Below are 21,041 nucleotides of genomic sequence, written 5' to 3' on the forward strand. Positions count from 1 at the left end.
AGGCAGATGACCCGCTACACGCGGTGGCAGAACACCAGCCTGCTGACGGCTGCGGATGGGCTGACGGATCAGGCGCGCCGTCAGGATCGGGGCGCCTTCTTCGGCTCGATTGCCGCCACGCTCAACCACCTGCTGTGGGGGGACCGGCTGTGGCTATGTCGCTTAACCGGCGCCGATATGCCCAATGTCGGCTCGCTGACCGCCTCCGCCACCGAAATACTGGAGTGGGACAGCTACAAATCTGCGCGGGCCACCTGTGACGCTGATCTCACAACCTGGGCAGAGGCGCTGACGGATGAGGACACGTCGGGCGACGTGCACTGGCATTCCTTTGCGATGAACCGCGCCTTCGTGACCCCGCGCGACATCGCCATCATTCATCTGTTCAATCACGGCACGCACCACCGGGGGCAGGTCCACGCGATGCTCACCGCCGCGGGCGCAAAGCCAGATGACACCGACCTGCCCTTCATGCCGGTGGTCTGACCGCCCGTGTTCACTTCCCATATGGACATCGCCCTACGAGAAGCCCGCGCCGCCGCCGCGCGCGGCGAAGTGCCGGTGGGCGCGGTCCTTTTGCGCGGCGGTGTCGAGCTTGCCCGCGCGGGCAACCGCATGCGCGAATTGAGCGATCCGACCGCTCATGCCGAAATGCTGGTGATCCGGGCCGCCTGCGCCGATACAGGCTCGGACCGCCTGCCCGGAACGACACTCTACGTCACCCTCGAACCCTGCCCAATGTGCGCTGCGGCAATCGCCGCCGCACGAATCGCGCGGGTGATCTACGGCGCCAGCGACCCGAAATCCGGCGGCGTGGAACGGGGGCCAAGGGTCTTTTCCCACAGTCAGACCCATCACCACCCGGAGGTCATTTCCGGCATCGCCGAGAGGGAGAGCGCCGCCCTGATGCGCGCCTTTTTTGCCGCGCGCCGCGAAGAACAACGCTAAGAGCCGGGATAAGCTCCCCTGCCCTTGACTTCACCCGCCCGGCGCGGTGTATCCAGCGGGTCCGCAACACCCCTTCGGGAGACGTCAAATGCACGCCTATCGCACCCACACCTGCGCCGACCTGCGCGCTGACAATGTCGGCGACACGATCCGCCTTGCCGGATGGGTGCATCGCGTGCGCGATCATGGCGGCGTTCTGTTCATCGACCTGCGTGATCATTACGGCATGACGCAGGTTCTGGCCGATGGCGACAGCCCGGTCTTCTCCGAGCTTGAGAAGGTCCGCTCTGAATGGGTGATCCGCATCGACGGCAGTGTTAAAGCCCGCGATCCTGAGCTTGTGAACCCCAACATCCCCACCGGTGAGGTTGAGGTCTATATCCGCGACATGGAAGTGTTGGGCAAAGCAGATGAGCTGCCCCTGCCCGTCTTCGGCGATCAGGACTACCCGGAAGAAACGCGCCTCAAATACCGCTTCCTCGACCTGCGCCGCGAAAGCCTGCACGACAACATCATCCTGCGCTCCAATGTGGTGAAGTCGATCCGCAAGCGGATGTGGGATGCGGATTTCAACGAATTCCAGACGCCGATCATCACGGCGTCATCGCCTGAGGGCGCGCGCGACTTCCTCGTGCCTTCCCGTCTGCATCCGGGCAAGTTCTACGCGCTGCCGCAGGCCCCCCAGCAGTTCAAGCAGCTGATCATGGTTGGCGGCTTCGACAAGTATTTCCAGATCGCGCCCTGTTTCCGCGACGAGGACCCGCGCGCCGACCGCTCGCCCACCGATTTCTACCAGCTCGACCTCGAAATGAGCTTTGTCGAGCAGGAGGACGTGTTCGCCACGATCCAGCCCGTCATTCAGGGCCTGTTCGAGGAGTTCGGCAAGGGCCGCAAGGTCGACACCGACTGGCCCCGCATCCCATACGCCGAGGCGCTCAAGAAATACGGCTCCGACAAGCCCGACCTGCGCAACCCGATCGAGATGCAGGACGTGTCCGAACATTTCCGCGGCTCCGGCTTCGCGATCTTCGCCAAACTGCTGGAGCAGGACGGCAACGAGGTCCGCGCGATCCCGGCACCAACGGGCGGCAGCCGCAAGTTCTGCGACCGGATGAACAAATTCGCACAGGAACAGGGCCTGCCGGGCATGGGCTACATCTTCTGGCGTGATCAGGGTGACGGCATGGAAGCCGCCGGTCCCCTCGCTAAGAACATCGGGCCAGAGCGCACGGAGGCGATCCGCCAGCAACTCGGCCTCGACGTGGGCGACGCAGCCTTCTTCCTCGGCGGCAAGCCAGAGGCGTTCGAGGGCGTCGCGGGCCGCGCGCGCAATGTGATCGGCGACGAACTGAACCTCTCCGAAACCGACACCTTCCGCTTCGCCTGGATCGTTGATTTCCCGATGTATGAGAAGGATGACGAGGGCAAGCTCGACTTCTCTCACAACCCGTTCTCCATGCCACAGGGTGGGATGGACGCGCTGAACGGCGACCCGCTCGACGTGCTCGGCTATCAATACGACCTTGCGTGCAACGGCTACGAGCTGATCTCGGGCGCGATCCGGAACCACAAGCCTGAGATCATGTACAAGGCGTTCGAGATTGCAGGCTACCCGGCCAGCGAGGTCGACAAACGCTTCGGCGGCATGGTCAACGCCTTCAAATATGGCGCACCGCCCCACGGTGGCTGTGCTGCGGGCATTGACCGGATCGTCATGCTGCTGGCGGACGAGGCCAACATCCGCGAAGTCATCATGTTCCCGATGAACCAGCGCGCCGAGGATCTGCTGCTCGGCGGTCCATCCGAGCCGACGAATGAGCAACTGCGTGAATTGCATCTGCGCGTTGTCCAGCCGGACTGACCCCGGCCACTTTGCTCTGAAAATACCTCAGGGGTCCGGGGGCAGCGCCCCCGGCCTCAGCCACCGCAGCCCGGCCAGCCTGCCGCGCGCTGTGCGTTCAACCAGTCCGTCACATCCGCCAGCGTCGGCGCCCGACTGGTGAGCAGCGGCGACATCGCGCCGATAATCTCGATATGCCCGACCCCGTCATAGAGACGCGCCTCCACCGGATTGCCTGCCGCCTCCAGCGCATCTGCCATCAACTCCGTGTCCTCGACATGGACGGTCTCGTCGGCAATACCATGCAACAACAGCGTGGGCACGGCCGGGCCTTCCGCGAAATTAATGGGCTGGCTGTCGGCAAGGCGCTCCTCCGGGAAAATATCCCGGATCGTCGGGCCGGGCGGCAGGAATTCGTAAGGTCCCGACACCCCGATCACACCGGACAGCGCACAGGCATCCTGTCCCTGTGCCGCGAGGTAACGCCCGTCCCAGGCCAACAGCCCCGCGATATGCGCCCCCGCCGAGTGCCCCATCAGAACAACGGGGCGTCCTTCCTCCATCAGGTGCGCGGTGGCAAGTGCGGCATCCTCAACGAAATCGGGGAACAGAACCTCTGGAAACAAACGGTAATTCGGCACGGCAACGGCATAGCCCCGCTCACCCAGCGCAGTGCCCAGGAACCGATAGATCCCCTTGTCCCCTTCCTTCCAGCTTCCGCCATGAATGAAGACGACCAGCGGGGTAGAGCCATCATCCCCCACCGGCATGTAGAGATCATATTGGTGGCGCGGCAGCGGGCCATAGGCCAGATCCCGCGTCTCAACGACATCCGAAGAGCCAGACACAGCATTCAAGACAGCAGCCGGAGAGCACCCAGCCAGAACGAGGCTGGCAGCAAAGGCAACGAATTTCTGCATGTTGGGCTCCGGGTCTTTGGACGTCTTCTCAGGCAGGGTAGCCCTGCGCCAATCCCTGTCCAGCCCGCCAAGCACGACACGACGTTTGGTTACGTCGCCGCAGATCAGCGACCCGCCGATTGGCCCAGAGCGTGCAACCGGCGCTTACTCCGCGGACGCGCCATCCTCTGCCATGCGCCGGGCCAGCTTGCCCAGCGCCTTGTCCAGACCCTTCTCGATCTGCCCCTGCATCATCGAAAGCGCGGGCAGGAACATCTTCGCCTTCATCGACTTCGCCTTCATTTCGACATCCACCGTCAAATCGGTTTCGTCTCCGGCCGCGACGCAATGCCCGGCGATCAGCACCTGAAGCCCGGCCGAAAGCGCCTCATGCTGGACAGTATCGCCCACCGTTTCGACATAGCGCAGCGTCCCGCTTTCCGAGCGGCCACCCATCTCGACCTGCATCTCCCACTCATGCGGACCGGTTGGTGTCAAAGCGATGGCATTCACGCCGTCCAGCAGCTCCTCAGGGTTCGCGAATGTGGCGCGCACGGTATCTGCGGCAGCAGCCACACGGGTCGAACTTGTCAGTTTCATCTAAGGTCCTTCGAGCAGGCAGGCTCACGCAAGATCGCGCAGCCAAAGGTCTATCAACGTATGGGCAATGGCCCCTTTGCGCGCGGGAACGATCTCTGGATCATCTCCGGCCATAGCGGCGGCACACCGCTCCCGGCTCACCCAGATCACATCATCCATTTCAACCGGGTCGATGGTGATCTCGCGACTGGTCGCAACACCGCCACAACCCAGCATCAGTGAGGCCGGGAAGGGCCAGGGCTGCGACGCGATATAGCGCACCTCGCCGACTTCGATCGCCGCTTCCTCACGCACTTCGCGCCGCACGGCCGCCTCCAGCGTTTCGCCCGGCTCCATGAAGCCTGCCAACAGCGAATACATGCGCGGCGGCCACCCCGGCGAACGGCCCAGCAGCACGTCGTTACCATGGGTGATCAACATGATGACCACCGGATCGGTGCGCGGAAAGTGAGAGGCCGAACAGGACGGGCACCGCCGCGCCCAGCCCCCCTTGTCGATCTCTGTCTCATGTCCGCAGCGCGCACAGAACCCATGGGTCCGGTGCCATTCGAGCATACCACGCGCGGTGGCCGCCGTGCCGGCATCGGCCCGGTCCAGCTGGCCGATATTGGCCCGCATATCACCGAATGAGGTACCGTCGGGCAGTCCCGGCGCATAATTGCGCGACGGGTCCAGGAATTGCGCCAGCTCCTCAGGATCGGCGACAGGCTCATCCCAGCTCGAAAGATCATGGGCAAAGCGCGGCGCGCCCTCGGCCGTTTCTCCCAGAAACAGCGGGGCTTTCGTCGCGTGGCTCAGAACAGGATGCGAGACGTCCAGCCAAACCGTGCGCGGGGCCTCACCCTCGGTCAAAAGCGGTTTGCCGCGCCAGAATGCGGCCACACGCGCTTGAGGATGGGTCCAGGCTGCATCCAGCGCCGCCTGCGTCTCTCGCACATGGGCCGCACGGTCCAGCTCAGTGCCTGCAAATGTCACGCGATCTTCAAACATGGCGCATCCCTTCTGGTCGGGTGACGCCTGCTAGCACGCCACCTTGCGCGGCGGAAGGCGAACGCCACGTGAATTATTTTACCCGGGTATATTGTGGAATCATTTTTACCCGGGTATTTAATGCCGTGCGAAAGGAGCTCTCCGATGACCACCCCTATTTCCGGCACTTTAACCGCCTTCGCAGGCACGCGACGTCTCGCCAGCGGACCTGCGGCAGAAGTTGCCATCGCCCTGTCCCGGTATGGCGGGGACGCCCCGATCCTTATCTGGCGTGACAGTACGGGGCACGAGATGGACCTCGACTTGCGCGGCAGCGAAGCCGACATTCGCGCGCGCTACGCTCCGCCCTCCCGCGGGCGCGGACGACCCAAGCTCGGTGTCACACCGCGCGAAGTCACGCTTCTGCCCCGACACTGGGACTGGCTGGCCAGCCAGCGTGGCGGGGCCTCCGCAGCCCTGCGCCGTCTGGTCGATGAGGCGCGCAAGGCCGAGGCACGTGGCGACAGCCTGCCCCGCCAACGCATCGACGCGGCCTGGCAGTTCATGACGTCAATGGCAGGCGATCTTCCCGGCTTTGAAGAGGCGAGCCGCAAGCTCTACGCCAACGATTTGCGCGGGGCAGAAGCCTTGATGCAGGAGTGGCCCAAAGATGTCGTGACCCATATCTGGACCCTGCTAGACTATCGTGCGGACGGATAGGCAAACCCGCTTGTTCGTCCGCCCCGCAGCCTGCATCCTGCCCATCGGGCAGCCTCGCAGTGAAAGGGACCGCATATGCCAACCGCTCTGATCGTCGGTGCCGGGATAAATGGATTGTCCACCGCCCGCGCCCTGTTGCTGCGAGGCTGGTCCGTCACACTGATCGAGGCAGGCCCCCTGCCCAATCCAGAGGCCGCAAGCTGGGACCATCATCGCCTGATCCGCGGCCACTATGCCGGAAAGCCAAAGCTTGCCGCCCGCATTGGTGAGGCTTACGCTGCGTGGGACGCCCTTTTTGCCGATATCGGCAGTCACTCCTACACACAGCGCGGCGTATTATCGCTCAGCCGCGCCCCCGGCGACTGGACCGATCGGTCCCGCATCGCATTCGACGAGACCGCGCAAGACTACATCACACTTTCCCCACCGGAGATCGCGCAACGCTATCCGATGCTCGAAACAGACGGCCTACGCTTTGGCTTGCTCACACAGACCGGTGGCGCGCTTCTCTCGGACAAAATCGTCGAGGGGCTTCTGGCCTGGCTTGAGGCCAACGGCGCGACGCTCCACGCGCACTGCCCCGCCCGCTCCATTGATGCCGAGCGTGCAATTGTCGAGACGCCGTTGGGCCAGCTACAGGCCGACCGCCTGATCGTCGCCGCAGGCGTCGGCCTGCCCGCCCTGTCCGATCATTTTGCCCAACGTTGTCACCCCCGCCGCTCCACCGTGGTCTATGCGGAGGTTCCATCCCAATGGCAAGCGGCCTGGACCGATGGACCTGCCTGGGTCGATATGGGCGGCGACACCGACCTCTGGGGCATTCCCCCTGTCGCGGGGCTCCCACTCAAACTTGGATACGGCCTGCACACCCGCCCCGGGGATCCGGCCACCGAACGCACCGCGACAGCTGAGGACACGGCCCAGATCATGGGGGCCTATCGCGGCGCTTTCCGCGACATCGACGCCTACCGCCCCGTGCGCACGGTGGCCAATTTCTACCTCATGGCTCCCAATGAGGACTTTCAGCTGATAGAGGAATGCCGGACCCTCTGGCTTAGCGCCGACAGCGGCCACGGCTTCAAATTCGGCGCGCTGACAGGGCAGGATGTCGCCGACGCGCTCGAACAGGGGGCAGAGCCCATCCTGTCCCGCTGGCGCTGACGTCATCGCCCCTTTTCGCCGCCCCGTGGGCGCTATAGGTAGGGGGCAGAGCTATCAGGGAAGCCTTGCCGATGTCCTTCTTTTCCAAACTGCGCCAGCGCCTGACCAAATCGTCGTCAAAGCTGGAAGAGGGGCTTGAGGCAATCATTGACGAGGCCCCCGCTCCTGAGGAGGCTCCCGCTGATCCGCCCGAGGCACCGCTGACCGCACCGCCCGCGCCGGCACAGGTTGCCCCGATGCCAGTGGCAGACCCCACCCCAGCGCCCGAACCAAAGGCCGAAGCGAAGCCCGGCTTCCTCGCCCGTGCCCTTGGACGCACCGACACCGCGCCACGCCGCGTGCTGGACGACGCGATGCTCGAAAGCCTAGAAGAGTTGCTGATCCAATCCGATATGGGTATCGAGACCTCGCTGAAGGTCGCTGCCAACCTGGCCGAAGGGCGCTTTGGCAAAAAGCTCTCGACAGCCGAGATCCAGACCGCCCTCGCCGCCGAGGTCGCCAATATCATCGAGCCAGTCGCCCGCCCCATGCCGCTCTACCCCAAAAAACCGCAGGTCGTGCTGGTCGTGGGCGTCAACGGCTCGGGCAAGACCACGACCATTGGCAAGCTCGCCTCCCAGTTCCGCGCTGCGGGCAAATCCGTGGTGATCGCGGCGGGCGACACCTTCCGCGCGGCGGCGGTGGAGCAATTGCAGGTCTGGGGAGAGCGTGCAGGCGTCCCCGTTCTGACCGCGCCGCAAGGCTCCGACCCCGCCTCACTGGCATATGAGGCGATGGCAAAGGCAGAGGCGGACGGCGCCGACCTCCTCATGATCGACACCGCGGGCCGGTTGCAAAACCGCTCTGACCTGATGGAAGAACTGGCCAAGATTGTCCGCGTGATCCGTAAGAAAGACCCCGACGCACCCCACAACACCTTGCTGGTGCTGGACGCCACGACCGGCCAGAACGCGGTCAGTCAGGTGGAGATTTTCCAGAAGATCGCCGATGTCTCAGGCCTCGTAATGACCAAACTCGACGGCACTGCCAAAGGTGGCGTCCTCGTCAGCCTGGCCGACCGCTTCGGCCTGCCCATCCACGCCGTGGGCGTAGGCGAAAGCATAGACGACCTCGCCCCCTTCGACCCCGAAGAGTTCGCAAGAGCGCTGACCGGGGCCGAGGGGTAAGATCCCGCCCACTGGCGAATGCCAAACCAAACCGATGCAGTCACGCCCTGTCGGCTGTGCGGGACGAAGCGGACGTTCTTGGTGTCGAATTAGAGGTCTGCTTAAAGGTATTTATCGTAATACTCAGCAAATGCGCTGACTTGGAATTCATTCGCATCCTTGGAAATCGTTGCATTTGGCACAAGCAACTCAAACGCGTGATAGCCGCCCTCATAGAGTTTGAATTTGGTTGGCACGCCTGCGCGTTCCAATGCCTCGATATATTGGATTGTTTCGTCCTTGAACGGTTCCATGTCGCCGACCCAGCTGATTGTCGGCGGCAGGCCAGACAGAACTTTGCGCAAGGCCGGTGAGGCGTAGTCTGGAACTTCGCCTTTTAGATGGCCTACATATTTCGCCCACGCGCGTACATTTGACTGGCCGTCCCAAATCAATGACCCCTGCATCTCGCGTGCAGATGTCGTTTGGTTTCTGTGATCTAGCATCGGATAAACAGGCATCTGGAACGCGATCTCGGCGACTTTAGTGTCAACTGCCTTCAGCGTGACAGCCGCTGCCATGCCGCCGCCCCCACTATGGCCGGCGATGATGAATTTATCGCTGCGAATGCCAAGTGCAGCAGCATTATCCCTCATGTAGCGAAGCGTATCAAAACAATCATCATGCCCAGCGGGATAAGGATGACCTTGAAGCGAAAGACGATAGGCAGGGGCAATAATCGCGACATCTCGGCGCTTGATGATGTCGTCATAGAACGAATGCGCTTGCTCTGGCACACCTACTTGGTAGCCACCGCCGTGAGCATAGAGCATCGCGGGTAAAGGCCCTTTAGCGCCAACCGGTTTGTAAACGCGGGTGCGGATCTTGTGACCGGGCGAGGCCTGACTTGGGATATATATTTCGTCATTGATCAAACCTTCGATCTGCTGACCGACGGATGGCTGCAACATGAAACGCTGCATCACCCGCAACGCCCAATCTCGGTGCGACATCCACGTGACGATCCGGCCTGCGAGATAGCCCGACTGGAGGTCTTTGTGATACATGGAACGGGTGATACGGGCCATTGTAGGCACTCCTTAAGCAAATCGAGTTTGATCAAACCTAAGCCGGTCATCTGCATTCAGCACTCGCAGGAGATGCCAATCCGCTTGCCGTAAGCGCCAATCATCAGTGCAGTACTGATTGGTCTCTGTGCTGAACCCGCCACATCTCTGGTGACGTGTTTTCCCACCGCTTGAAAGCCCTGAAGAAGGAATTCGGGTCCTCATAGCCTAGTAGAAAACTGACTTCCGCCGTCCCGTATTCCGTTGTCGCCAGATAGTGTTTTGCCAAGGCCTCGCGGGCGTCACTCAGGACTTCGAGCCAGTTCGTTCCCTCGTCCGCAAGGCGGCGTTGTAATGTGCGCTTACTCATCGCCAATTCACGCGCAACATCCTCAACAGTCGCACGCCCGCTGGGCAAAAGTTCGTTCAGGCAATGCGCCACTTTGGTTCGTGTCGTCGGATCACTGCCTCCGTCCTCAATCTTACGCCGCAAACCTGGCTCAAACAGGGCCCAAATCTCATCATCATGGGTGACAAATGGGCGTCTGGCATCAACCGCCGTGAAGGTTACAGACCTATGCACATCTTGCACGATCGGACATCCAAAATGCGCTTCATAGGCAACGGCATCTGGTGGATGAAAAGGCATAGAAACCGATTGTGGAATAATCTGGTGGCGCGTCGCACGGCGGGCAAAGTTAACGAGGAACACTATTTCCGTCAGAGCCATTGTGGGATGGATGGGTGCATCGGATTTACAAACGAACGCGATTTGGGTGGCACCCGAGCCGATCTCAACATCAAGCATGAATGGGCTAACGAGCCGTTTGTAATCGGCTAGTCGAACTGCGGCCACGTTCATATTTGGCGAACACATCGCAGCAAAGAAGGCTGGATCGAAATAGTCGATCCCTGCGGCATCGCCCAATTTCAAAGCAAGCAGCGGGTCCGCGGCCTCGTCCGTTACGGATGAGATAAGGCGATAGTACTCACCGAGCAGGATCTTCCTACCATCACCCTCGAGTAATCCTGACGGCAGAGCTGCGCGCTGCAATACGATTACAGGATCAAGGCCAAGCTCAGACATCAGAATACGCGCAGCCTTTCCGACATGCACGCGAAGGTCTTGTGGATTTGGCAAAGTTGGGCTCCCAGCAAAGATGGTGAGGCAAGTTTAAGGTGAAGGGATCACTTCTCCAGCCGCACAAAGCGACAAATGACTTGCAGAGGGCGCCAAACAGTTAGACGACACAGATGAAAGCGGCCAATTGCGCCAGGTGCGGCATCTGTTGTTATGGGCTCCGATCCGACATTCGTCCATATCTGCGAATCTCTAAGCCACACACTGCCTAACAAATCTTCAACGTCCCCGCCCCGTCTCGGCGTCTGCCTCGTCGGTGCACGGGTTGTGTACGCTTTGTGCACGTCTTGTGTACGGCTGAATTTGGTCGATCCGGGGATGGTCCACATCCCGCGCTTGCGCCATTTGATCTGGCGTGGTCCACCGGGGGCATGACGGATTGGGTCTATGCAATCGAGGGGACGGAAGCGGGGCATTTTGCGGCCATGGTGCTCGCGCTCAACTCCGCTTTGGCCCACGCAATCTTCGGCGCGCTGCAAAAGGGTCGCTGTGATCCATGGCTCGTGCGCGGGGCCATCGACATCTCTTACGGATTAATGGCGCTGCCGATCGCGCTCTACCTCGTGCCGTGGCCCACGCCGCAACTCTGGCTGATCCTCGTGGGCGTTTTCGTCATTCATGCGGCCTATAAATTCTGCATGGCGATGGCCTATTCCCGCGGCGCTTACACGGTCGTCTATCCCATCGTGCGCGGCACTGCGCCGATTGTCACCGTGTTGGGCGCGGGGCTGGTTTTTGGGGAGTATTTCCAGCCTTTGCAGTGGGTTGGCACCATACTGGTCTCTCTGGCGATCATTGCCTTGGCAATGGTAAATCTCAAAGGTGTCACGCTGGGGCGGGACATGCTCAAGCAGGCCATCGGGCTTGCGATTTTCACCGGGTTTCTGACCTCACTCTACACCGTCTATGACGCCTATGGCATCCGCCTTGCTGCGGATCCCTTCACCTTTCTCGCGTGGTTTTTCGTGGTCGACGGCCTGTTTCTGTTTCCATGGATCGCGCTTGCCCGCTGGCGCCGGATGGAGGCGCGCCCCGCCGTCGGTCCCTTGCTGCTGCGCGGCTGGATCGGGGGTATGCTGGGGTTTGTCAGCTTTGGCTCCGCGATGCTGGCCACCCGCCTCGACAAAGTGGGGGAGGCCGCGGTCCTGCGCGAAACATCCACCGTCTTTGCCGCAGCTATCGGTTGGATTTTCCTGCGAGAGGCCGTAGGACCGTTGCGCGCGGCCCTGATGGCCGCCATCGCGCTGGGCGCGGTGCTGGTCGAAATGGGGGGCTGAATGGCCGAGCCGAAATCCATCAATCCGATCCTCAAACTGGTGTTGGAGATCGGCCCCGTCGCCGCCTATTTCTTTGGGTATCAGCGCTTCGCGGAAGAGCCGCTGGTTCTTGCCGGGACAGCCTATGAGGGGGTTGTCGCGGCCACCATCATCTTCGTACCGCTGCTGTTGGCCTCACTCATTGTGAGCTGGGTTTTGACTCGCACCTTACCGCGCATGTCGATCTTCACAGCGGTCATCGTGGTTGTCTTTGGCGGGCTGACGGTCTGGCTGAACGACGATACGTTCACCAAGATGCGGCCCACGATCGTCTATGGGATATTTGCCAGCGTTTTGGGGATCGGGCTTTGGGTGCAGGGCCGATCCTACCTGCGTTATCTGATCGGTGAGTTCATGCCGCTGAGCGAGGAAGGCTGGTGGATCTTCACGCGAAATTGGGTCTTCTTCTTCACCTTCATGGCCGTGCTGAACGAGATCGTCTGGCGTTTCATGTCAGAAGGCGTCTGGGTGTTCCTTGACGCGTGGGGCCAGCTGATCCTGACTTTCGCCTTTCTCGCGACGCAATTTCCGATCCTGAACCGCTATTCGACGGAAGAGACTGAGGGCGAGGAATAGGCCTTCGTCGGTGACCAGACCGCACAGAGAGTATTTGAACATGTTGATCTATAAGATTTTCCGGGCGGAAGAGTGGGAACAGCTCGTCGCTGAGGGTCAGACGCTTGGCGCGCCCATAGACCTGACAGACGGGTATATTCACTTCTCAACAGCCGAAACCGTGCGGGAAACCGCGTCGAAATATTTTGCCGGCATCGATGGATTGGTCCTTGTGCTGGTCGAGGCCGACGGGCTGGGTCAGGATCTGCGTTGGGAAGTGTCCCGTGGCGGTGTGGAGTTCCCTCACCTCTATCGCGCGCTGCGCATGAGCGACGTTGCAGATCATATGCCATTGCCCCTCGATGGCGAAGGCCATTCCTTTCCCGAGGAGGTTGCCTGATGCTGGAACGCGCGGGCCTCTCCCTTCTGCATCGGATGGATCCAGAGCGTGCCCATGGTCTGGCCTTGCGCGCGCTTCAAATGGGTTTTGGCCCAAAACCCGGCCCGATCACCTCACCCCGGCTGGAATGCAGCTTTGCGGGGCTGAGCCTTCCAAATCCGCTGGGCCTCGCCGCTGGCTTTGACAAGAACGCTGTCGCCGTCGATGCGTTGAGCGCGGCAGGTTTCGGGTTCATTGAGGTCGGTGCAGCGACACCGCAACCTCAGCCCGGCAACCCCAGACCAAGGATGTTCCGCCTGCCTGAGGATGGCGCGGTGATCAACCGGTTCGGCTTCAATAATGACGGGGTTGATGCAATCGCCGGTCGTCTGGCCGCGCGCAAAGGCAGCGGTGTTGTGGGCCTCAATCTGGGAGCCAACAAAGACAGCGATGACAAGGCAGCTGATTTTGCCGCTGTTTTGCGCCGGGCCGGACCGCACGTCGATTTTGCGACGGTGAATGTCTCGTCTCCCAACACGGAAAAATTGCGGGACCTGCAAGGTGCGGAAGCCCTTTCGGCCTTGCTTAACGGGGTTATGGAGGCGCGGCAGGGCAACACGCGCATCTTCCTGAAAATCGCGCCCGATCTGACCGAGGCCGAATTGGCCGACATTGCCAAGGTCGCGCAGGACACGGGCATTGACGGCATCGTGGCGACCAACACAACGCTGTCCCGCGCAGGCTTGCAAAATCAGCATGCGCAAGAGGCGGGCGGGCTGTCCGGTGCGCCGGTTTTCGAGCGTTCCACCCAGGTTTTGCGGGACTTGTGGACGCTGACAGGGGGCACGGTCCCCCTGATGGGTGTGGGCGGCATCGCCTCCGGCAAGCAGGCCCATGCCAAGATCCGCGCAGGGGCGTCGGCCGTGCAGCTCTATACGGCTTTGGGCTATCACGGGCTCTCTCTCGTCGGGACAATTCTTGATGAGTTGGAGCGCTTGCTCGCCGCTGACGGCTTTGTGAGCGTTGTCGAGGCGGTTGGTGCCGATCATCGCTGAGCAACGCTTGCGCGCCTGATAGGCGGCGTTTAGGTGTGGGCCATGAGCTTTTGGGAATTCGCAAATCCGGCCCGCTTCACCCGACTGACCGACAAGGTCCTGCCTTGGGTCTCTGTCCTTGCCGCCATTCTGTTGGGCGGCGGATTGATCTGGGGTTATTTCTTCACCCCGGATGATTTCCGGCAAGGCTCAACCGTCAAGATTTTCTATCTACACGTCCCTGCCGCGCTGATGGCGATTCAGGTCTGGCTGATGATGGCGATCTGTTCGCTGATCTGGCTGGTGCGACGGCACCACGTCTCTGCCCTTGCCGCGCGCGCGGCGGCACCCATCGGGGCGGTTATGACGCTGATCGGTCTGCTGACCGGGGCAATCTGGGGTCAACCAATGTGGGGGACGTGGTGGGAGTGGGATCCGCGGCTGACCTCGTTCCTTGTGCTGTTCGTGTTCTATCTGGGCTATATCGCATTGTGGGAGGCCGTTGAGGATCCCGACACCGCAGCCGATCTGACATCGGTCCTATGTCTGGTCGGCAGTGTCTTCGCGTTGCTGTCGCGATACGCCGTTCTGATCTGGAATCAGGGCCTGCATCAGGGTGCGTCCCTCTCGCTCGACAGTGAGGAGAATGTCGCCGACGTGTTCTGGTATCCCAGCCTTGTCGTGATCGCGGGCTTCGTGCTGCTCTTCGTCGCACTTGTTCTGCTGCGCACGCGCACCGAAATCCAGGTCCGACGCGCTAGAGCCTTGATGGCGCGGGAAAGGTCGTGATGGAAGATCCCTATGCGGTTTATGTGCTGTCCGCCTATGGCGTGAGCCTCGCCCTGTTGGGCGGCCTGATCTGGCGCTCGATGGCGCGGGCCCGGGCAGCGCGCCGCACGCTGGACCAATTGGAGGGCCGCAAGTGAAGCTCTCACCGATCGCCATAGTACCGGTCGTCGCGCTCAGCATTATGGGTGTGTTTCTGTGGGGTATGCTGCGGGAAAACCCCGATGAGCTTGATTCTGTCCTGACAGGGCGGCCTGCACCAACGTTGACCATCGACCCATTTGAGGGGATGCCAGAACCGGAGCTGACCGGACAGGTGACGCTTGTGAATTTCTGGGCCAGCTGGTGCGGGCCGTGCCGTGTTGAACACCCGGTTCTGATGGACCTGGCGGATGAGGGGCTTGCCATTGTCGGTATCAACTACAAGGACGATCCGGCCAATGCGCAAGGCTTCCTAGCAGAGCTTGGCAATCCGTACACAAGTGTGGGTGCGGACAATTCAGGCCGCACGGGCATCGACTGGGGGATTTACGGCGTGCCCGAAACCTTTGTCCTTGATGCGGATGGTCAGATCATCCTGCGCTTTCCCGGCCCGGTGACGCAAAGCGCGCTCGAAAACCGCATCCGCCCCGCGATTGCGGAGGCTGCGGGCGGCTAGAGATCGCCCAGATCAGGTTCCAGCCATTGCAGCTGTCGCCGCATTGCGGTGCGGGCAAGTTTCAACGTCATCGCCTTGCGGCGCGCGGCGGGCAACTTATCCTCTGGCGCATCACGCAAGATCGCTGCATCGAACCGGTCGGCCACGATCAGTCCGCACCCTTCGTCGGGCAGAACCTCCTGCGGGAAGTCCGCGGGCACCGCCCAAAAGAAGCGGTCGCACCATTCGAGATAGTTCTGCCATTTCTGATCGGCGCGAAAATCGGCGAGGCTCGACTTCACCTCAACAATCCAAACCTCTCCCTTCGCGGTCAGACAAGCCAGATCGACCCGCAGCCCGCGTGCGGGCACGAATTCGGGGATCGCAGTGATGTCGTGCGCGGCAAAGTGGCGCCACACGCCGCGCGCGATCTCAAAGCCAGGGGCGGAAAATTCGGTCATGCCACACCATGAACAAATAATGAACGTCCATCAAGTCTCGTCCTGCTCCGTCCTTCAGGAATATACGCCGGCCGCAGCGACAACGTGCCTCTGCGAAGCGTATTTCGGCACAAATGGAGGTGCGCGGGGTTGCGTCGTGGCGGCGCGACGCTATCTGTGTCCTCCGGCGGGTTCTGTTCCTCTCGTATGACGTCCAATATTCACGAGGCCTTACGTTTTCTCGAGGGAGCTGGCTCTGCGACTGGCCCTGGCCTATCGCACCTGGCGCCCACCTGGTTTTCCAGGTCCCGAGAATACCGACCGACACGGTTGCTACGGGCCCGCCACCTCAGATGCCGTTTTTGACGCGACAGCCGACGATTGGCGCGCTATCGCGATGCTATGACAGATTTGAAGACCGATTTGCGCACCCGCGCCTTTGCCGCCCGTAAGACCGCCCATGCTGGCGGTCAGGGGGACGCCACCAAACACCTGCTCTCAACCGTTGCTGGACATGATGTGCAGATCATCTCTGGCTACATGCCGATCCGCACGGAAATCGATCCGCTTCCTGCCATGGACGCATTGCATCGCGCCGGAAAGACGATCTGTGTTCCCGTGATCGTCGCTGCGGGCCAACCATTGACCTTCCGCGTCTGGACCCCTGATTGCGTGCTGGAACCGGGGCCATTCGGCGCACAAGTGCCGCGTGATGGTGCAACTGTGGAGCCCGAACTATTGATCGCGCCTCTGGTCGCCTTCGACCGCGCAGGCAATCGGCTTGGCTATGGCGGCGGGTTTTATGACCGCACTCTGGAAAAACTCCGCGCGAAACGAACGACGCCAGCCATCGGCTTTGCCTTTGCCGCGCAGGAGCTGGAACTGACACCAGAGCCGACCGACCAGCCACTGGATGCGATCGTGACCGAGGCGGGTGTGGTTGTGCCCGCCCCCGCCCCGCGCTAAGGCAACGGGATGCGTATTCTTTTTCTTGGCGACGTCATGGGCCGTGCAGGCCGCAATGCAGTGGCAGAGCATCTGCCGGATCTGCGCACGCGCCTGCGTGCGGATTTCGTTGTCATAAATGGGGAAAACGCATCGAACGGCATGGGGCTGAACGCCAACCATGCCGCCGCCTTGTTCGAGGCAGGGGCAGATTGCGTAACACTGGGTGACCACGCTTTCGACCAGAAGGACATGATGACCCATATCGCGCAGGACGCGCGGATCATCCGCCCTCTCAACTACGCGAAGGATGCCCCCGGACGCGGTGTGAACGTCTTTGATGCAGGACGCGGCCGCCGGATCATGGTGCTTCAGGCACTGGGACAAACCTTCATGAAGCGCCCCTTTGCCGATCCGTTCAGTGCGGTAGAGGCGGAGTTGAAGCGTGTGCCGCTGGGCGCGCGCGCGGACGCGATCCTTGTCGACTTCCACGCCGAGGCAACGTCGGAGAAGATGGCGATGGGCCATTGGTGCGATGGTCGGGCCAGCCTCGTGGTCGGCACCCATACCCACGTGCCCACCGGGGACGCGCAGATCCTCGGCAAAGGCACCGCCTATCTGACTGATGCCGGCATGTGCGGCGATTATGACAGCGTGATCGGCATGGAAAAGGCCGAGCCGATGCGCCGCTTCATCACCGGAATGCCAAAGGGCCGCTTCACCCCGGCTGAGGGAGAAGCCACACTGGCGGGTGTTTTTGTCGTGACCGATGACAAGACCGGCAAAGCGACATCCTGTCAGATGATCCGGCTGGGCGGCCGTCTTGCACAATCCCTTCCTGAATGAGCCCGGCGCGCGCCTTTCTCTTTCTGACACTGATCGGAACCACATGGGGGCTGAGCATTCCGCTGACCCGGATCGCTGTCACCGCAGGTCACAGCCCCTGGGGACTGATCGCCTGGCAACTGATCATCGCCACGATCTGTACTGCGCTGATGTTGAAGGGGACCGGGCGCGCCCTGCCGCGCTTGGGTCACGGATGGCCGATCATGGTGTTCGTGGCGGTCATCGGCACCCTGCTTCCAAACAGCTTTTCCTATCGCGCCGCGGCAGAGTTACCTGCCGGGATCATGGCCATCGTCATCGCAATTGTCCCGATCTTCGCGGTGCCAGTCGCCTGGGCCCTGGGGCTGGAGCGTCCCGGCCCCAAGCGCCTGTTGGGCATTGCCATGGGCGCGGTGGCGATCACGTTGATCGCCCTGCCCGAAACGAGCCTGCCGGACCCCTCAAAGGCGGGATGGATCCTGATCGCGCTGATCGCGCCGCTGTCTTATGCGATCGAAGGCAATGGCCTTGCGAAATTCGGCACCCGGGGACTGGATCCGATTGCCGTGTTGTTCGGGGCCTCACTGCTGGGAACGGTTGTGATCGTGCCCGTAACCCTCGCCACGGGGACGTGGATCAATCCTGTTCGGGTCTGGGGACCGGCCGAGTGGGCCATTCTGGGAATCGGTTTGACCCATATGGCCGCCTATTCGGGCTATATCTGGCTTGTCGGTCAGGCAGGATCCGTCTTTGCGGCACAAGTTGCCTATATTGTGACAGGATCGGGCGTGATCTGGTCGATGCTGCTACTGGATGAGCGATATGCGGCCTGGGTCTGGGTTGCACTGGCGCTCATGATGGCGGGCATTGCACTGGTGCAGCCCCGTCGCACCGAACAATCGACGCAAGCCCTTGAGTAGACCGCGACTTTCGGTCATCTTTTGACGGTTTGAACGCGCAGGAGCGTCATTTGCTGGCTCAGCTCTCCCTCGATTTGCCCATGGATATCGTCGGCCTTGTCATCGTCGCGGCGATGTTCGCGACCTTCATTACCGAGCGCTATCCCGTTGAAGTGGTGGCCATGGCAGCAGCAACCGCGATGTTGATCCTGGGCGTTGTGGCTGAGGCGGCGGTGCTGGACGTGTTGTCCAACCCAGCGCCCTGGACCATTGCCGCAATGTTCGTTCTGACCGGCGCGTTGGTGCGCACAGGCGCGCTTTCAGCCCTGTCTGCCGGAATCACGGCCCGGGCTGGCAAGCGACCTGTCGCGGTGCTGGCTGGTCTGGCGGTGTTCACGCTGGCCGCGTCTGCCTTCATGAACAACACGCCCGTGGTCGTGATGCTGATCCCCATTGTTGTCGGGCTTGCAAAGACAATGGGGGTGGCCGCGTCCCGTCTGCTGATCCCGTTGAGCTACACCGCTATACTTGGCGGCATCTGCACGCTGATCGGCACCTCCACAAACCTGCTGGTTGACGGTGTCGCGCGCGATCTAGGGCTGGAGCCGTTCACCCTGTTCGAAGTCACACCGCTGGGGCTGATCCTCGCCGTGGTGGGTCTGCTCTATTTGCGGGTGGTGGGCACGCGGCTATTGCCGGACAGGGAAAGCATGGCCGACTTTCTGACCGACCGGAAAGCGCAGAAATTCTTTTGCGAAGTCGCGATCCCACAGGACTCTCGCCTGATCGACCAGAAGGTGACACAGATCGACTTGTTCCGCAGGCAGGGCATGCGGGTAATCGACGTGCTGCGCGGTGATGCATCGCTGCGTCGGGATCTGGGCGAGGTTGAGCTTCACGCCGGTGACCGCGTGGTGCTGCGCACGGCTGTAAACGAACTGCTGGGCCTGAAGGAGAGCCCTGATGTCGTCATGGTCGATGAGGCCGATGGCCGCCGCATGGTCACTGTGGAGGCGCTGATCTCACCAGGTTGCCGTCTGGTGGGTCGGACACTCGGCGGGCTGCGGCTGCGACGGCGGTATGGTGTCTATCCAATCGCGATCCACCGGCGGAACCAGAACCTCGGCCGGCAACTGGATGAGGTGGTTGTGCGTGTCGGGGACACGTTGCTGATCGAGGGTGACCCAGAGGATATCCAGCGGCTGGCCCGCGATGTGGACCTTGTCAACATCGCGCAGCCAGTTGAGCGGGCCTATCGCCGGAAACATGCGCCATGGGTTATCGCGACGCTGGTTGGATTGGTCGTGCTCGCGGCCTTTCAGGTCGCCCCGATCCATATTCTGGGTGTGATCGCGGTGGCTTTCGTTCTGGTCACACGCTCTATCGACAGTGACGAGGCGATTGGCTTTGTCGATGGTCGGTTGCTGTTGCTGATCTTTTCCATGCTGGTCATCGGGGCGGGCCTGCAGGAATCGGGCTCTGTCGCGTTGATCGCCAACGCGCTGTCCCCTGCGCTGGCCAGCCTGCCGCCACCGTTGCTGGTCTGGGCGATCTATTTGCTGACCTCGGTGCTGACCGAGCTGGTCTCGAATAACGCCGTTGCCGTCGTCGTGACGCCCATTGCTGTGGGACTTGCCGCGGCGCTGGGTGTCGATCCGCGCCCATTGGTGGTGGCGGTCATGGTTGCTGCGTCGGCGAGCTTTGCGACCCCAATCGGATATCAGACCAACACGCTGGTCTATGGTCCGGGCGGGTATCGATTCACGGATTTCATAAAGGTTGGAACACCGCTCAACCTGCTGCTGGGCGTCGTTTCGGCCTTTGTGATCCCGTTCATCTGGCCGCTTTGAGCGGCCAGCGCCTTTGGCGCGGATATTTGAGCCAAGAAGAAGAGCCCGCGCATCGCTTGAACCCCGCCCATGCGCGGCGTTATACACCTGCCAAACAATTCGACTGATCAACGGAGGCGCCCCATGGCCGGCCACTCAAAATGGGCCAATATTCAGCACCGCAAGGGCCGGCAGGATGCCGCGCGCTCGAAGCTGTTTTCCAAGCTGTCCAAGGAAATCACCGTCGCCGCCAAGATGGGCGACCCGGACCCTGAGAAAAACCCGCGCCTGCGCCTTGCGGTGAAGGAAGCAAAGTCGAACTCCGTGCCCAAGGACGTGATCGAACGCGCGATCAAGAAGTCGCAGGGTGGTGATGCAGAGAACTACGACGAAATCCGGTACGAAGGGTACGGACCTAACGGTGTCGCGGTGATCGTTGAGGCGATGACCGACAACAAGAACCGCACCGCCTCCAACGTGCGCTCCACCTTCTCCAAGAACGGCGGCAATTTGGGCGAGACCGGCTCTGTCGGGTTCATGTTCGACCGCAAGGGAGAGATCACCTACACCGCCGAGGCAGGTGATGCGGATACCGTGATGATGGCCGCAATCGAGGCCGGGGCGGAGGATGTTGAGAGCACCGAGGAAGGCCACACGATCTATACCGAGGGCACGGATCTGAACGAGGTGTCCAACGCGCTCGAAGCCGAACTGGGCGAGAGTGAGAGCACAAAGCTGATCTGGAAGCCGCAGACGACTACGGAACTCGATCTGGAGGGCGCGCAAAAGCTGATGAAGCTGATTGAAGCGCTGGAAGATGACGACGACGTCCAGACCGTCACTGCCAACTTCGAGATCTCTGACGAGATCATGGAACAGCTCTGATTTTGAGAACGCGTTCAGCTG

General features: G+C 61.6%; 24 protein-coding genes. 18 read left to right on the plus strand and 6 right to left on the minus strand.

Annotated features, from left to right (window positions below):
- Positions 1–6: 6 nt before the first annotated feature.
- The 3 genes from POI8812_RS13325 to aspS all read left to right on the plus strand — a co-directional run bounded on the left by POI8812_RS13325 (position 7) and on the right by aspS (position 2,809).
- Positions 7–486 carry a DinB family protein gene (locus POI8812_RS13325; RefSeq protein ID WP_245895405.1) on the plus strand — a complete coding sequence of 160 codons (480 nt, stop codon included), beginning with the start codon at positions 7–9 and terminating at the stop codon, positions 484–486.
- Positions 487–507: 21 nt separating this feature from the next.
- Positions 508–948, plus strand: coding sequence for a nucleoside deaminase (locus tag POI8812_RS13330; protein ID WP_108783069.1), 441 nt, complete (start codon positions 508–510; stop codon positions 946–948).
- Positions 949–1,036: 88 nt separating this feature from the next.
- Complete coding sequence (gene aspS / locus POI8812_RS13335; RefSeq protein WP_108783070.1) at positions 1,037–2,809, plus strand: aspartate--tRNA ligase; 1,773 nt, start codon at positions 1,037–1,039, stop codon at positions 2,807–2,809.
- Positions 2,810–2,865: 56 nt separating this feature from the next.
- Here the strand turns inward: aspS and POI8812_RS13340 are convergent, their stop codons facing one another.
- The 3 genes from POI8812_RS13340 to nudC form a co-directional block, all read right to left on the minus strand.
- Positions 2,866–3,708: an alpha/beta hydrolase gene (locus POI8812_RS13340; RefSeq protein ID WP_108783071.1), complete on the minus strand. Its 843-nt coding sequence runs from the start codon at positions 3,706–3,708 to the stop codon at positions 2,866–2,868.
- A gap of 144 nt (positions 3,709–3,852) precedes the next feature.
- Complete coding sequence (locus tag POI8812_RS13345) at positions 3,853–4,287, minus strand: hypothetical protein (RefSeq protein ID WP_108783072.1); 435 nt, start codon at positions 4,285–4,287, stop codon at positions 3,853–3,855.
- Positions 4,288–4,311: 24 nt separating this feature from the next.
- Positions 4,312–5,277, minus strand: coding sequence for an NAD(+) diphosphatase (gene nudC / locus POI8812_RS13350; RefSeq protein ID WP_108783073.1), 966 nt, complete (start codon positions 5,275–5,277; stop codon positions 4,312–4,314).
- 144 nt (positions 5,278–5,421) lie between these two features.
- On the opposite strand from nudC, the gene POI8812_RS13355 reads away from it, so the two are divergent.
- The 3 genes from POI8812_RS13355 (at position 5,422) to ftsY (ending at position 8,303) form a co-directional block, all read left to right on the plus strand.
- The gene (locus tag POI8812_RS13355; protein ID WP_108783074.1) at positions 5,422–5,976 is read left to right on the plus strand and encodes a DUF2239 family protein; all 555 of its coding nucleotides are present in this window, start codon (positions 5,422–5,424) and stop codon (positions 5,974–5,976) included.
- Positions 5,977–6,051: 75 nt separating this feature from the next.
- A complete protein-coding gene (locus POI8812_RS13360; RefSeq protein ID WP_108783075.1) occupies positions 6,052–7,137 on the plus strand; it encodes an NAD(P)/FAD-dependent oxidoreductase in 1,086 nt (361 codons plus the stop codon).
- Between the two features lie 71 nt (positions 7,138–7,208).
- On the plus strand, positions 7,209–8,303 hold the full coding sequence (gene ftsY, locus POI8812_RS13365; RefSeq protein ID WP_108783076.1) for a signal recognition particle-docking protein FtsY: 1,095 nt from the start codon (positions 7,209–7,211) through the stop codon (positions 8,301–8,303).
- 101 nt (positions 8,304–8,404) lie between these two features.
- Here the strand turns inward: ftsY and POI8812_RS13370 are convergent, their stop codons facing one another.
- Positions 8,405–9,370 carry an alpha/beta hydrolase gene (locus POI8812_RS13370; RefSeq protein WP_108783077.1) on the minus strand — a complete coding sequence of 322 codons (966 nt, stop codon included), beginning with the start codon at positions 9,368–9,370 and terminating at the stop codon, positions 8,405–8,407.
- A 103-nt stretch (positions 9,371–9,473) separates the two neighbouring features.
- Positions 9,474–10,490 carry an AraC family transcriptional regulator gene (locus POI8812_RS13375; protein ID WP_146186175.1) on the minus strand — a complete coding sequence of 339 codons (1,017 nt, stop codon included), beginning with the start codon at positions 10,488–10,490 and terminating at the stop codon, positions 9,474–9,476.
- Positions 10,491–10,861: 371 nt separating this feature from the next.
- On the opposite strand from POI8812_RS13375, the gene POI8812_RS13380 reads away from it, so the two are divergent.
- From POI8812_RS13380 to POI8812_RS13410, 7 genes are read left to right on the plus strand one after another with little or no spacing between them, the layout of a single operon-like run.
- Entirely contained in the window at positions 10,862–11,767 is a 906-nt protein-coding gene (locus POI8812_RS13380) for an EamA family transporter (RefSeq protein WP_108783243.1), read from the plus strand.
- Positions 11,768–12,382, plus strand: a complete 615-nt coding sequence (locus POI8812_RS13385; RefSeq protein WP_108783079.1) for an inner membrane-spanning protein YciB — start codon at positions 11,768–11,770, stop codon at positions 12,380–12,382.
- A 40-nt stretch (positions 12,383–12,422) separates the two neighbouring features.
- The gene (locus tag POI8812_RS13390) at positions 12,423–12,761 is read left to right on the plus strand and encodes a DUF952 domain-containing protein (protein WP_108783080.1); all 339 of its coding nucleotides are present in this window, start codon (positions 12,423–12,425) and stop codon (positions 12,759–12,761) included.
- Complete coding sequence (locus tag POI8812_RS13395) at positions 12,761–13,795, plus strand: quinone-dependent dihydroorotate dehydrogenase (protein WP_108783081.1); 1,035 nt, start codon at positions 12,761–12,763, stop codon at positions 13,793–13,795. The genes POI8812_RS13390 and POI8812_RS13395 overlap by 1 nt, the downstream gene beginning before the upstream one ends.
- Before the next feature lie 42 nt (positions 13,796–13,837).
- Complete coding sequence (locus tag POI8812_RS13400) at positions 13,838–14,563, plus strand: heme ABC transporter permease (RefSeq protein WP_108783082.1); 726 nt, start codon at positions 13,838–13,840, stop codon at positions 14,561–14,563.
- Positions 14,563–14,700 (plus strand): heme exporter protein CcmD, encoded by a 138-nt coding sequence (ccmD, locus tag POI8812_RS13405; RefSeq protein WP_108783083.1) that lies wholly within the window; start codon positions 14,563–14,565, stop codon positions 14,698–14,700. The genes POI8812_RS13400 and ccmD overlap by 1 nt, the downstream gene beginning before the upstream one ends.
- 44 nt (positions 14,701–14,744) lie before the next feature.
- Positions 14,745–15,218 (plus strand): DsbE family thiol:disulfide interchange protein, encoded by a 474-nt coding sequence (locus POI8812_RS13410; protein ID WP_108783244.1) that lies wholly within the window; start codon positions 14,745–14,747, stop codon positions 15,216–15,218.
- On the opposite strand, the gene POI8812_RS13415 is transcribed toward POI8812_RS13410, so the two are convergent.
- On the minus strand, positions 15,215–15,658 hold the full coding sequence (locus POI8812_RS13415) for an MmcB family DNA repair protein (RefSeq protein WP_108783084.1): 444 nt from the start codon (positions 15,656–15,658) through the stop codon (positions 15,215–15,217). The genes POI8812_RS13410 and POI8812_RS13415 overlap by 4 nt on opposite strands.
- Positions 15,659–16,039: 381 nt before the next feature.
- Between POI8812_RS13415 and POI8812_RS13420 the strand changes: the two genes are divergently transcribed.
- From POI8812_RS13420 to POI8812_RS13440, 5 genes are all read left to right on the plus strand, one after another.
- Positions 16,040–16,603: a 5-formyltetrahydrofolate cyclo-ligase gene (locus tag POI8812_RS13420; RefSeq protein WP_108783245.1), complete on the plus strand. Its 564-nt coding sequence runs from the start codon at positions 16,040–16,042 to the stop codon at positions 16,601–16,603.
- Between the two features lie 9 nt (positions 16,604–16,612).
- On the plus strand, positions 16,613–17,428 hold the full coding sequence (locus tag POI8812_RS13425; protein ID WP_108783085.1) for a TIGR00282 family metallophosphoesterase: 816 nt from the start codon (positions 16,613–16,615) through the stop codon (positions 17,426–17,428).
- Positions 17,425–18,327 (plus strand): DMT family transporter, encoded by a 903-nt coding sequence (locus POI8812_RS13430; RefSeq protein WP_108783086.1) that lies wholly within the window; start codon positions 17,425–17,427, stop codon positions 18,325–18,327. The genes POI8812_RS13425 and POI8812_RS13430 overlap by 4 nt, the downstream gene beginning before the upstream one ends.
- Before the next feature lie 80 nt (positions 18,328–18,407).
- Positions 18,408–20,156: an SLC13 family permease gene (locus tag POI8812_RS13435; protein ID WP_108783087.1), complete on the plus strand. Its 1,749-nt coding sequence runs from the start codon at positions 18,408–18,410 to the stop codon at positions 20,154–20,156.
- A gap of 123 nt (positions 20,157–20,279) precedes the next feature.
- The gene (locus tag POI8812_RS13440) at positions 20,280–21,020 is read left to right on the plus strand and encodes a YebC/PmpR family DNA-binding transcriptional regulator (protein WP_108783088.1); all 741 of its coding nucleotides are present in this window, start codon (positions 20,280–20,282) and stop codon (positions 21,018–21,020) included.
- The last annotated feature ends 21 nt before the right edge of the window (positions 21,021–21,041 follow it).

The organism is Pontivivens insulae, from assembly GCF_900302495.1.
Lineage (GTDB): Bacteria > Pseudomonadota > Alphaproteobacteria > Rhodobacterales > Rhodobacteraceae > Pontivivens > Pontivivens insulae.